Here is an 11,776-nt window from a genome sequence, read left to right as displayed (position 1 = left end):
AAAGGTTGGAGACGTGATCGATTCCTGCTCCTGTTCACGGCAGCTGCAATAGATCCGCCACGACCATGCGGTGATCGCTGCGACGGGTGGTGACGGCGGAACAATGGATCGCGCGGAAGTGGCGGGTCGCATGGATCTGATCGATCCGGTGGGCCGGGATGCGGCGTTGATAGGTATTTCCCCAGCCGGTGCCGGCTTCGATAAAGGAGTCCTCGAAGCCGCCCTTCAGCAGGCGCTGGATGGGATCTCCGGGGGGAGCGTTGAAATCACCTCCGACGATGGAAGGCCGGCCCGCGGCGGTATCCGCCAGGACATAGAGGGCGGTGCCGAGTTCCTTCTCGCGCTCTGCGCGGTTGATCTCGTGATTTTTCCAGCATTCCGCCCGCCAGAGGCGCAGGTCGGTGGCGGCGCTTTCCAAGTGAAGATTCACGACCTCGATCATGGTGCCATCGGGCTTCTTCACGGTGACCTGCTGGTCGCGGTAATGAGGATAGCGCACCTCCCGCTCGATCCGCCAGCGGGTGACGATGCCATTCGTCTGGTGACAACGGTAATCGCCACGGCCCTGATAGAGCCGGTCTGCGACACGCTTCACCTGGTGAGGCAGGACTTCTTGCAGCAGCACGATGTCCGGATCCCAGACACGGATGTCGATATCGGGATCGCCGCCGCCGTAGTTGAAGTAATTGCAATTCAGCGTCAGCACCCGCAGCAGCGGGCGGCCATCGACCGAGCCGGCCTGACCGGGTTCCGGCGGGCTCTTCTTCAGGTTCGCGATGACCCGGGCTTCATCCGCGCCAAGCAGGATGGTCATGGCCCAGACGCCGGTGACGACGAGCGAAAGTGAAGCGCGCAGGAACCAGAACGCAGTGATCGAGAAAAGGAGGCCGACGGCGCCCCAGATCCAGATCGGCATCACTGTAAAAGCCGCCAGCCCGGCGGGCTGGCGCGCATAAGCATAGACTGTCAGCAGGTGCAGTAGCAGCGAAAAGCCGACGAGGGACCATCCGGCGCGGCGGCGGAAGCGGGAGGACTTCATCTTGCCGTGAGTGCCGGAGGGGTTCCGGGATTAGAAGGGCAAGCCCATGCCGCCGGTCAATTTCTTCATCTCCGTGGCGGAGACCTCCTTGCCCTTGTTGATGGCTTCCTGGACGCCTTTCAGCACGAGATCCTGAAGGAAATCCACGTCTTCCGGATCGACGACGGACTTGTCGATCTTGATCGACTGCACGTCACCGGCACAGGTGGCGACCACGGTGACCTTGCCGCCGCCGACAGTGGCTTCGACGGTCTTGCGGGAGAGTTCTTCCTGCGCAGCGGCCATGCCGGCCTGCATTTGCTGCGCTTGCTTCATGAGTTTCTGGATATTCATCGGCGGTAGCGGATTGAGAGTGATGGGAGGGGAATCAGGTGCAGCCTACTTCTTGATGGTGGCGGCGAACATTTCCAAAGCAGATTGGATGAGAGGATCCTTATAGAATTCCTCCATCGGATCGACCTTCGGGGCAGGTGGTTCTTCTGCGACCGGCTCCGGCTTCCAAGGCGGGGCTTCGGAAATGACGGGTTCCGGTTCGGGAGCCGGGCCTTCCGGAGCGAGTTCGATGAGCTGATCCAGAGAGAGCACGGGACCTGGCTCCGAAGGGGCGGGCGCGGGCTCGGGAGCCTTCGCCACGGGCACGGGGGTTTCCTGAACCACGAGCGGTTCGCTGACCGCGACCGGCTGCGGTGCGGGAGCCTCGATGGGCGCGGCAGCCGCAGGAACCACCGCGGCAGGGGCGGCGATGGTGACTGGCGAGGTCAGTTGATCGCTGGCTCCGGCGAGCACCTTGATCACATCGGAAAGCCGGACTTCGCCGAGGGTTTGGACAGCCTTGATCAGGCCGATTTCCAAGTGGAGGCGCTTGTTGGACGCCCACTTCATGCGGCCCTCGGTTTCCGCGAAGACATCGATCACCGAGAGCAGACGCTCCGCCGGGTAGTTCTCGGCAGCGGCCAGCAAGGCCTGCCAAGTTTCCGTCGGGATGCCTTCGCCGCCGGTGGCGGAGTCGAGACGGGCGACCAGCAGCGCACGCAATGCGCCGATGAGCTCGCCGAGAAGCTGGGAAAGTTCGCGGCCCGCTTCCGCCTCACGCTGCACCGTCGAGAGTGCGGTGGGGGTATCACGCGCCAGCAGCGCGGCGATGACCGAAGCCACGGTTTCCCGCGAGGTGAAGCCGAAGACATCGAGCACGTTTGCCTCGGTGATGGTGTCACCGCAGAAGGCGACGAGCTGGTCCATCATCGATTGGGCATCGCGCATGCCGCCGTCCGCGCCCTTCGCGATCGCCCATGCGGCGGACTCGTGAAGGTTCACGCTTTCCTCCTTCGCGATGTGGAGGAGGTGCTGTGCGATCGTTTCCGCCGGGATCGGACGGAGGTCGAAGCGTTGGCAGCGGGAAAGGATGGTTGGGAGGATCTTATGCGCCTCGGTGGTGGCGAAGATGAACTTCACGTGTTCCGGCGGCTCTTCCAAGGTCTTCAACAGGGCGTTGAAGGCCTGGTTGGTGAGCATGTGGACCTCGTCGATGTAGTAGATCTTGAACTGTCCGCGGGCCGGGGCGAAGCGTACCGTCTCACGCAGCTGTCGCACTTCTTCCACGCCGTTGTTCGAGGCACCGTCGATCTCCAGCACGTCGAGCGAGCGGCCTTCTGCAATCTCCACGCAGATGTCCTCATCCGGGTCGAAGTCCGCCTTGGGACCTCCGGTGCAATTGAGGGCCTTCGCGAGAATGCGCGCGGTCGAGGTCTTCCCCGTGCCGCGCGGACCGACGAACAAGTATGCATGCGCCAGTCGCTTCTGGGCGATGGCGTTCTTCAATGTCCGCACGACGTGATCTTGGCCGAGCACGTCGTCGAAGGTTTTCGGGCGGTATTTCCGGGCGAAGACCTGATAGCTCACGCCCGGGAGGGTAGGGGGTCCGGGGCGTTTGTCAGCACCGGGTTTTGCTTTCTGCCAAGCAGCTTGTGCTGGAGGGTGCAAACGCGAGACCGGGGAGGGTGCGGGGCGGGGACCACTGGTAATTCGGGCCTGTTTCGCCTGTTAAAACAGGAAAATTAACAGGCGGTCCGGGAATGGCGGTGAATTGGCTGTTGACAGGGTCTTCGCCAAAGGGGGCTGCTTGGTCGGGGTGAGGTGCGGGTTAGGGGCATGTTCTTGCCGAGCCTGGCAGGTCCCGAGGTCGCGTTCTACTGCCAGCGAGGGTGGTCTTCGAGCAGTCAAGCAGCCCTGGATTTCCTCAAGGTCGTGAAGAGCAGGGCGAGAAGGGTGAGAAAAGCTCAGATCGCTGCCAAGGCTAGCTTCCCTCCGGAAGATTTCTCCATTGGGTCCGCGGGAGGTGGAGCGACTTTGCTTCCAGGTGATGGACCAGATTCCCGGGATTCCTTCACGGGACCAGCGAGGGTATAGATGGTATCGTCACCCTCGAAGGAGAAGGTGCGAGTTCCCGCGCGGACTTGTTCATACCAGAGCTGCCAGGTGCGGACGTCTCCGTAGACATCCGGGTAGTCGCGAGCTACCGGAGGATTCCTCAGTCCTAACTTATGTAGCGTCTCAACAGCATGGTAGCAGTTGGAGTAGGGACGTCCACCGTCGCCCCAGTCTTCGCTTTTCCAAGGATCGCGTTCGTCGAAGACGAGTTCGCCAAGAATCTTGATGGTTTCTGGACGTCGGAGTTCCGTGAGCGTTTGGAAATACCACCCCCGCTGTGAAGAATGTTCAGTCCAGGTCTTTGCAATTTCTTCGTCGGTGATCCTGGCTATTCGGGAAGCGAAATGCTGTGCGTAGCTGGGATCTGAAGAGAGGGTTTCGACCGCCTCTTGGAAGAGTAGCCTTTCGTCGTCTCCCAAGGACTTCTCCTTCCCGCCCAAACTTCTAACAAGCCGTCCCAGTTCTTCCACCGCAGTCTCGTCGTCTTTTCCCGATCTGACATTTTCGATGATCAACCGCTTCTCGGAAAGCCATGCCTCACGATCGCCATCGGCCTCTGCGGGGTGGCAAAATCCCAGGATAAGAAGAAGCCTAACAAGAGTCGTGAAGCGAGGCGTCATTGTTCCGGTTTTATGTCCAGCCCCTCTGGCCGGGCGCGACTCTGCTGGCGGGTTTCCAGCCGACAAGATCCGGTAGCTTGATATCTGCGTTGCTGGAAGACAATCCGACCAACCGGGCGGGTCGGAGCTTGCCGGTTTTTTGCGACTTGCCTTTCCAGAGTTCACGGTGATTATTTAACCAAATGGTTAAATATAATCCCGAGCACCTTGACCGCACCTTTGCGGCGCTGGCGGATCCGACGCGGCGTCGGATGCTGGAGCAGCTTTCGCGGGGGGAACTGCGGGTGACGGATCTGGCGAAGCCTCACGAGATGTCCCTGCCCGCGGTGTCCAAGCATCTAGGGGTGCTGGAGAAGGCGGGCCTGATCGACCGGCAAAGGAACGGGCGGGTCCACTCGCTGCGGCTGAATGCGGAGCCGATGAAGGAGGCGCAGGCGTGGATCGAGAGCTACCGCCGCCACTGGGAAGAGAGCTTTGACCGTCTGGACGACTATCTGAACCAACTGAAGAACAACGATGAAAAGCAACCTGATTGAACCCGATGCGGGGAGGGAAGTCCTGATCACCCGCAGCTTCGATGTGCCGCGGGATCTCGTGTGGAGGGCATGGACGGAGCTGGACCATCTCAAGCAGTGGCACGCGCCGCGCGGCTGTGAGATCCACTTCGAGCGCTTCGATTTCCGCGAGGGCGGGGGATTTCTCTCCTGCATCCGGAATCCCGCCTTCGGCGAATGCTGGTGCGTGGCCGAGTATCTGGAGATCTCCAAGCCGGAGCGAATCGTTTACAAGCTCTCGATGGCGGATGCCGCGGGCAATCTGATCTCTGCCACGGCCGCAGGCCATGATCCGGGATGGCCGGATGAGACGATCCTGACCCTGACGCTAGAGGAAAGCGGTGGGAAGACGCTGCTGACGCTGCACCAGACGGTGTCGGAAGAATTGGCCAAGCGGACGGGTGCCTATCCGAGCTGGCTGGACATGCTGGATCGCCTGGCGGGGCAACTGGAGGCAGGGGGCTGAGGTTCCAACCGGTGAAGGATCAAGGGCTGCTTCCGGTCCTGCGGGATTGAATAATTTAACCGCGAAAGGACGCGAAAATGCGCGAAATCTGAACAGCCGGGGAGACCGGGATGAAGTTCATCCATCCGCGGGTTTTCATGGGATGCCAAGTCTCTTGGCTGCTTCACCGGCGGCTTCGGGGTCTTGTTCACGCCAATCCTTCAGGACGTCCTGCTGCATGCGGGTGCGGGCAGCGCTGTCCTGAAGGGAGCCGGCCCATTCGAGGGCTTCCTGCGGGTGCCGCCGGGTGATGCTGCGGATGAGCCGGACCGAGACGCCATCGCGGGATTCGCCCGCGGGCATTTCACGGATCCATGCGGCAGCTTCCAAGGGATCCTTCGCGAGCCAGACATCGACGATCTCGCTTTCCGCGGCGGCGCGGCCCTTTCCCTCGGGCAAGCTCGCTAACCAATCCGTCGCGGTGGTCAGGTCGGCTTGGGCTAGTTTCCTGCCGATGACGTGGGCGGTATTGGCGAGGTCACTGGCTTGGGCTCCCAATGCCGAGAAGTCCTTGGCCGCTTTTTGAGGATCGCTCTCAGCGGAGTGACGGATCAGCACGTCCTTCACGCCGACTTCACCGGGGCCGTGGTAGCTAGCGGCCCAGGCTGAAGCTGCCGCGGCATCCTTCTTCAGCCATTCGGAGGCGAGTGAGGCAAAGACTTCCGGTGTTCTGCCGGACTTCACCATGTCTTCCGCGAAGGCGACGGCTTTTTCGGGATCCTGCTTCACGACCCTCTCCACGAGTTTGCGGCGCTCGTTGTCCTGCCCGGCGCCATCGAAGCGGGAGAGCAACTGATAGGCGGCATCGGGATCCTTGCCGCTCAAGGTCGCCATCGCGCCTTCGAGTGATCCGCGGAGCTGGCCTGCATCGAGTTTTTGAAGGGCTTCACCGGCTTTGACCGGGTCCTTGAGCGCGTAGTTGGCGAAGATCATTTCGTAGATCTCGCCCTTTTGCCTTAGGTCCGGGCTTTCATCCATGAAACGGATGGCGGCTTCCGGATTCAGCTGGGAAAGGCGGAAGATGGTGGCTGCCAGGGAACGCTCCTGGATGTCATCGCCCTTGAAGAGGGAGCGCAGGGTAGGATCGCCGTCTTGATAGAGCTTCAGAATGTCCCGCAGCTCTTCGGCGAGTTCCAAGGCCGATCGTTCGTCGAGGGTGGTGCAATTCTGGACCAGTTGGAGAAAGCCGGTGAAGCTGTCGTCGTGATTCACCCGCGTGGTGGCGATGAACCAGTCCCGCGCACCGCCGGGGCCGAAGGGCGCGGCGGGCTTGAAGCCCATGCCGAGATTCTGGAGTGAGACGCGATCAAGTTTCGCCGCCGGGTCTTCGGAGCCGTGGATGGAGGTCGCTTCACGGGCTGGTGATTCCTTTCCGCCGGGTGCTGCCGATGTGAGATCCGCACGCGGGTGATAGGTGCCGGCGACGTAGGCTCCGATGAGGAGGGAAATGCCGGCGCAGGGTTTCCACCAGGAGAGAGCCATTGCCTATCTTGGAGATGCTTGGGGAGGCGTGGCCATATCAATTCGCGTGCGCTATGCTGAAGCGCAAGAAGGGGCGTGCGGCTTTCGCCTCCTTGCTGCTGGCGGATCGCACCGATTTCTCTGCCAGGATACCGAGTTTCGCGAGTTCTTCGGCGCTGGCACCCCAAACATTTCCGGAGGCTTTCAGTTTTTCGATGGCGTCCCATCGCTCGGGATTGATGCAAAACTCGTCAAGGAGCATTGCGCTCGAAAGGGAGTTCAGGTAGCGCCAGACCATGGCCGGGTAGCGAGCCGGAGTTCCAACCGCATGCTTTTTCAGGCCAGCTTCGGAGAGGGCGTTCAGACAGGTCTCCAAGCGATTGCGATCATCCCTTATCCTGTCCCAAGGCTTTGCGAGAACCTCGCGCAGGGCATCCATTTCTGCTGGAATCGTGGTGGAGAAGCCCTTCGGGTTTTCCTCAAGCCATTTGGCAAGGGACTTTCGGGTCAGTCCGCATGTGTCATAGGATCTTTCCAGCTCAAGCGTGGCAGCTAGTTCTCCCACGCTTGTGAAAACGGTATTTTCATTGGGGCGGGTTCCTTTGAAGAACTCATGGAGCTCCCCAATGAGACCCGGGTAGGAACAAAGATCCTCCGAGGCGATCTTTAGCTCGGCTTCATTGTAGGCCCCCTTTTGAGGCTTTGTCACCAAGGTGGCGGCATTGATGAGGGGCAAACAGAAGCGGATTTCCCCCTCGGTATCGCCGGTGTAGCGATCATGCACTTGCAGAAGCCAAGCATGTTCGGGCGGGAGCGGGGGAGGAAGCTGTTCTAGAATTTCATGCGCCCATTTCTTCACCACGATGTCCGATGCGAATGACTGGCAGCGCTGCCATCGTCCATCGACAAATGCTTCCTTAAAAAATGGTTGAGCCCCGTAAACCGGCCCCGAAACTTGTTTCGAAGTGGTATTCGCCAAGTAAAGTCGGGACGCTTGATTGTTGTCCGTTTGTTCAAGCAGTGCCAGTGAGTCTGCGGGGGGCTTGAGGTCCGGTAGCTTCGCCAGAGGAATTGGCTGCTGTTTCGTCGTTTCCTGTGCCGGGGATGTCCCGATGCAAAGGAGGATGGAAAAGAAGGGAGCAAGCGGGTGCCGGAATATCTTCAAGGTCATGGCGTGCCTGAGGAAATGACAGGTCAAGTCGTAGGGCGGAATTGCCGGCGATTTCCAGTCCCTTTCGCTTTTCCTTTTTTCACTTCGATGAATGCGGACCCTTGGTCTCAGGGCATTCAATCGGCACAAGTGAGGACGAGGGATTGTCAGGGGAAGCCTTCTCCTTCTAGGTGTTCCGCATGATCCCCAACGCTGCTGAGAAGCGCTCCCGCTATGCCATTGCCCGTGAAAGACTGCACGCCTTGTGGGCCGGTGAGCCGGATGCGATTGCCCGAATGGCGGCAGCCTCCTGCATCCTACATGAGGCGATGCCACATGCCTTTTGGACCGGCTTCTATCGAGTGTTGGGTTCACAACTGGTGATCGGGCCCTATCAGGGGACGCCGGGGTGTTCGCGGATTGGCTGGGGAAAGGGTGTCTGCGGTGCGGCTTGGGCCAGCGGGGAGACGCAGGTGGTGCCGGATGTGCACGCATTTCCGGGGCACATCGCCTGCGATAGCCGTGCGGAGAGCGAGATCGTGGTGCCGGTAAAAGACGGGCGTGGCGCGGTGATCGCGGTCTTCGATGTCGATTCGACGGAACTGGCAGCCTTTGACGAGGTGGATCGCGAGGAATTGGAGGCGGTTTTCGCCTCTTTTGCCGTGGGAGCGAAATAGAACGTTCTGACACTTGGAAACCCGGCGGAGCTGCGGATAGTGTCGAGCAGACATGAGTCAGGGAGACCCGAATCACATCGAGGGAGTGCGCGCGAAGAGTCCGCGGAAGGCGAGCTTTCCATGGCTGCGGGCGAGTGTCTTCGTGGTCGTGGTGGCGGGCGCGGTGCTCGTTTTCACGCCGCCGGGCGAAAAGATCCTGCGTGGCGTGAAGCGCTTGGTGCTGCCGACACCCCCGCCGGTCGTGAAGAAGGATAGCGAGGCCGACGACCTGCTGCGCCAGTTGGAAGCCCAGCATCGCGAGAAGCTGGAAGAGCTGGAGAACTCCTTTCAAAGTGAGCGGACTGCGCTGAAGAAGCAGTTGGAAGAAGCGGCGAAGCGCCAGACAGCTGCCGAAACTCCGGATGATCCTGAGCCGCCGCTTTCCGAGCACACGGCGAAGAGCGGTGGAGATGTCAGCACGCTGCGCTCCGGCATTCCCTTCAAGACGGAGGTGAAGGTGGAGAAAGGGACGATCGCCTCACGCGAGCGGAAGGATAGAGAATCCTACACTGCGGAATACACGCTGAAGATCCGGGTGCCCGAGCCATCGAAGACGATGGAGCAACTGCAGACGGTGAACCCGAAGCTCCCGAAGCTGCTGCCCGGACTGCCTGCGATGATGGAGAAGCCGGAAGTTTCCCGGTGGTTCTTCGCGCTCTACGACAACAAGACCGAGCGCCTGAAGAAGGATGCGACGCGGCTGAACGAACTGCTAACCAAGCACAACTACTACGACTGCGAGACGATCCTGAACCTGAAGCATCCGCAGAGCGGCCGGAAGGTCTTCCTGCTGCAGGCGGAGATGGACGTGGTTTCGGATGGCTCCGATGGCGACCGCTTGGCGACGATGCCGGATGAGATCGTGAACTCGACGCACTACCAGCCTTTCACCAGCTATGGCTGGCCGAAGAAAACGGCGACGCCGAATCCGATGGTGGCCGGTTGGGAAAAGCGGATCGTGGGGGCGAACAAGGAGCTGGCGGACTCGAAGACCCCGGCGGATCGCAAGACCTGGCTGCGCGATCGCATCAAGTATCTCAAGCGGGGGATCGAGGACATGAAGGGGCGCAGTTTCCTGATTGCCGACTATGATCCCTTCATCGTGATTCCGGTGAACCTGCTTTCCGCTTCCGATCCCTTCGCGCCGAAGGTGGGGGACTATGCGGTGGTGGTACACGGGGAGAAGGTGTATCCGGCGATCGTGGGTGATGGGGGGCCGACCTTCAAGGTAGGTGAGGCGTCTCTGCGGATGGCGAAGGAGATCAATCCGCGGGCTTCGTCGTATAGCAGGCCCGAGTCGGACCTGGTGGTGACCTATCTGGTCTTCCCGGGATCCCGTGAGGAAACGAAGACGCCGCCTGACTACGAGAAGTGGCGTACCAAGTGTGACGAGCTGCTGAAAGAGTGCGGGGGCCTTGGTGAAGGCGTGGAGCTGCACCGTTGGCAGAATCTTTTGCCGGATCCTGCACCGCCCGCGCCTGCGCCCGCAGTTCCAGCAGGGACGCCTGCGGCGGGTGCCGGTGAGGCGGCTCCGGTCTCGGAAGCGGCGGCTCCAGCGCCGACTCCGGCTCCCGCGGTGCCGGGGGGCGGGAACTGAGAGGAGAGCGGAGCCTCAAGCCCGCAGGGTGGTCATTTGGGGCCGTGTGTGATCGGTGGTGGGATGGATGACGACGTTATGATCGGGTGAGGATCGGCGAACTGTCGGCTTGTAGAGCTGCTTCTGCGGGGCTGAGCCTCCGCGCTCCCGGGAAAAGAGCACCGGGTAATCGGCATTTTAGCGTCAGAGCGAGCCGATCGCGATGAAGGCCCGGCGATTTCGGCCGATGCAGCCGCCTGAAGGCGGAACTGCGTGCGGAAAGTTCGCTCGCGGCGTGCTGCCGGAGGAGCACTGACTCTGAGACTGGAGCAAGGAGTTACTCGAAGAACTTCTTCAGGGCCTTTTGTTCGGCGGGGTCGAGGGAGTCTTTCCAGACACGGTCGCCACCGGCGCCGGTCGAGCCTGCAGCACCGCCGGCACGCGGGCCTACGGCGCTCTTGTCGACATCGTGTTCGCCATCCTGGAGTTCGAGAAGGTCACCAGGGAGAGAGCGGGAAAGGTCCTTGGATTCGATGCCTTCCATCTTGCCGATGTCGACCTTGTCGCCTTCCTTGCCGAGGACGCCGGGAGCGTGGCCGGGGCCGCGGTTCACGTCGCCTTTGCCAGCGCCTTCGCCATCCTTGTCGCTTGGCTGGCCTTGGCCGTCGTTGCCGTTGCCTTGGCCATCGAGGAGTTCGTCGAGCCATTCTTCGCCTTGGCCGCCACCGCAGTTGCCGCCTTGGCAGTCCTTGCAGGCTTGGCCCGCCTTTTTCATGTTATCACGCAGCTGCTGGAGCTGCTGCGGATTCATCTTACCGAGGTTGTTTGGGTCGAGGCCCTTGAGCTGCTCCAGAAGCTTGGGATTCGGCTTGAGGGCGCCGTTCTGGAGACCCTGCATTGCTTGGTCGAATTGATTGAGCAGCTGTTGTTTCTCGGCGGGCGTCATGCCGCCGGCATTCTTGAGCAGGCTATCGATTGCCTTTTCGGCGCGGGTCAGCTCGCGATCCATGCGCTCGACCTGGCCGGCGTGTTCCTTCTTGAGGTTGTCCGTGGCTTCCATCGAGGAATGGCTGAACCACTCCTGCTCTTCTTGGGCACGGAGGTCTTCCACCTTCTTCTTCATCTCCTCGATGTAGGTCTCATCGATGACCTCTTCCTGATCGAGGCGTTCCAGATCCGCTTCGAGATTCTCCCAGGCAAGCGGCTCGTCCAAACCGTCATTCGCCTTGGCATTGCGGGCGGAGACCGGGATCAGGAGACCGGCGAGAAGGAAGGAAAGTGCGGCGACCGGCGGCACGAGGACGCGCTGCCAATGCCAGTCCACGCCGGCATCCACCTGCGGCGGAAGCTCCGGCCATGGAGCCACCCCGGCGCGAGCGGCGGAAAGGGCGTTGCGAAGACGCATCGATGCTTCGATGCGGACCATGGATTGCTCCGGTTGTTCAAAGCGGCGGCGAGCGACGAGCCAGGTGATCGCTGCGAGAACGGCCACGGTGCCGCCTGCGGAAAGCCACAATGCCCAAGGCTGGGAATCCGGCACCTCGCGGCGAACGAGAAGAATGACGCAGGCGCCGATGAGGCCGACGACCACCAGCGGAACCGAGAAGGTCTCGATCCACCAAGCGAGGTTTACCTTGCGCGCCACGGCGGACGCGTGGCGGGTCCACGCGTCGCGGAGTTTCTCCGAGGAAGTTTGCATGATCCGGTTAGGATCATAACGCTACCCGG

Annotated in this window: 11 protein-coding genes; 4 read left to right on the top strand and 7 right to left on the bottom strand. The window is 61.2% G+C overall.

Annotated elements, in window-relative coordinates; all coding sequences use genetic code 11:
• Nucleotides 1-34 precede the first annotated feature (34 nt).
• From HHL09_RS02785 to HHL09_RS02770, 4 genes are all read right to left on the bottom strand, one after another.
• A complete protein-coding gene (locus tag HHL09_RS02785; RefSeq protein ID WP_169452971.1) occupies nucleotides 35-1,039 on the bottom strand; it encodes an endonuclease/exonuclease/phosphatase family protein in 1,005 nt (334 codons plus the stop codon).
• 30 nt (nucleotides 1,040-1,069) lie between these two features.
• Entirely contained in the window at nucleotides 1,070-1,372 is a 303-nt protein-coding gene (locus HHL09_RS02780) for a YbaB/EbfC family nucleoid-associated protein (protein WP_169452970.1), read from the bottom strand.
• 45 nt (nucleotides 1,373-1,417) lie between these two features.
• A complete protein-coding gene (gene dnaX / locus HHL09_RS02775) occupies nucleotides 1,418-2,938 on the bottom strand; it encodes a DNA polymerase III subunit gamma/tau (RefSeq protein WP_169452969.1) in 1,521 nt (506 codons plus the stop codon).
• A gap of 377 nt (nucleotides 2,939-3,315) precedes the next feature.
• Nucleotides 3,316-4,086, bottom strand: a complete 771-nt coding sequence (locus HHL09_RS02770) for a hypothetical protein (RefSeq protein ID WP_169452968.1) — start codon at nucleotides 4,084-4,086, stop codon at nucleotides 3,316-3,318.
• Nucleotides 4,087-4,268: 182 nt separating this feature from the next.
• On the opposite strand from HHL09_RS02770, the gene HHL09_RS02765 reads away from it, so the two are divergent.
• Complete coding sequence (locus HHL09_RS02765) at nucleotides 4,269-4,622, top strand: ArsR/SmtB family transcription factor (RefSeq protein WP_169452967.1); 354 nt, start codon at nucleotides 4,269-4,271, stop codon at nucleotides 4,620-4,622.
• Nucleotides 4,603-5,106, top strand: a complete 504-nt coding sequence (locus HHL09_RS02760; protein ID WP_169452966.1) for an SRPBCC family protein — start codon at nucleotides 4,603-4,605, stop codon at nucleotides 5,104-5,106. The genes HHL09_RS02765 and HHL09_RS02760 overlap by 20 nt, the downstream gene beginning before the upstream one ends.
• 135 nt (nucleotides 5,107-5,241) lie before the next feature.
• On the opposite strand, the gene HHL09_RS02755 is transcribed toward HHL09_RS02760, so the two are convergent.
• Complete coding sequence (locus HHL09_RS02755; protein WP_169452965.1) at nucleotides 5,242-6,627, bottom strand: hypothetical protein; 1,386 nt, start codon at nucleotides 6,625-6,627, stop codon at nucleotides 5,242-5,244.
• A gap of 37 nt (nucleotides 6,628-6,664) precedes the next feature.
• Nucleotides 6,665-7,390: a hypothetical protein gene (locus HHL09_RS02750; protein WP_169452964.1), complete on the bottom strand. Its 726-nt coding sequence runs from the start codon at nucleotides 7,388-7,390 to the stop codon at nucleotides 6,665-6,667.
• Nucleotides 7,391-7,956: 566 nt separating this feature from the next.
• Between HHL09_RS02750 and HHL09_RS02745 the strand changes: the two genes are divergently transcribed.
• Together HHL09_RS02745 and HHL09_RS02740 are read left to right on the top strand one after the other, a co-directional pair.
• Entirely contained in the window at nucleotides 7,957-8,433 is a 477-nt protein-coding gene (locus HHL09_RS02745; RefSeq protein WP_169452963.1) for a free L-methionine (R)-S-oxide reductase MsrC, read from the top strand.
• Between the two features lie 52 nt (nucleotides 8,434-8,485).
• Nucleotides 8,486-10,069 (top strand): glycoside hydrolase family 75 protein, encoded by a 1,584-nt coding sequence (locus HHL09_RS02740; protein ID WP_169452962.1) that lies wholly within the window; start codon nucleotides 8,486-8,488, stop codon nucleotides 10,067-10,069.
• Between the two features lie 316 nt (nucleotides 10,070-10,385).
• Here the strand turns inward: HHL09_RS02740 and HHL09_RS02735 are convergent, their stop codons facing one another.
• Nucleotides 10,386-11,747 carry a hypothetical protein gene (locus HHL09_RS02735; protein WP_169452961.1) on the bottom strand — a complete coding sequence of 454 codons (1,362 nt, stop codon included), beginning with the start codon at nucleotides 11,745-11,747 and terminating at the stop codon, nucleotides 10,386-10,388.
• Between the last annotated feature and the right edge of the window lie 29 nt (nucleotides 11,748-11,776).

This window comes from Luteolibacter luteus, from assembly GCF_012913485.1.
Lineage (GTDB): Bacteria > Verrucomicrobiota > Verrucomicrobiia > Verrucomicrobiales > Akkermansiaceae > Haloferula > Haloferula lutea.
Note: the sequence above shows the minus strand (reverse complement) of the source record. Positions and strands in the feature narration are given on the sequence as shown.

Coding starts and splice junctions, on each gene's coding strand:
- HHL09_RS02785 (WP_169452971.1), bottom strand. CDS start 1,039: ATGAAGTCCTCCCGCTTCCGCCGCCGCGCCGGATGGTCCCTCGTCGGC.
- HHL09_RS02780 (WP_169452970.1), bottom strand. CDS start 1,372: ATGAATATCCAGAAACTCATGAAGCAAGCGCAGCAAATGCAGGCCGGC.
- HHL09_RS02770 (WP_169452968.1), bottom strand. CDS start 4,086: ATGACGCCTCGCTTCACGACTCTTGTTAGGCTTCTTCTTATCCTGGGA.
- HHL09_RS02765 (WP_169452967.1), top strand. CDS start 4,269: ATGGTTAAATATAATCCCGAGCACCTTGACCGCACCTTTGCGGCGCTG.
- HHL09_RS02760 (WP_169452966.1), top strand. CDS start 4,603: ATGAAAAGCAACCTGATTGAACCCGATGCGGGGAGGGAAGTCCTGATC.
- HHL09_RS02755 (WP_169452965.1), bottom strand. CDS start 6,627: ATGGCTCTCTCCTGGTGGAAACCCTGCGCCGGCATTTCCCTCCTCATC.
- HHL09_RS02745 (WP_169452963.1), top strand. CDS start 7,957: ATGATCCCCAACGCTGCTGAGAAGCGCTCCCGCTATGCCATTGCCCGT.
- HHL09_RS02740 (WP_169452962.1), top strand. CDS start 8,486: ATGAGTCAGGGAGACCCGAATCACATCGAGGGAGTGCGCGCGAAGAGT.
- HHL09_RS02735 (WP_169452961.1), bottom strand. CDS start 11,747: ATGCAAACTTCCTCGGAGAAACTCCGCGACGCGTGGACCCGCCACGCG.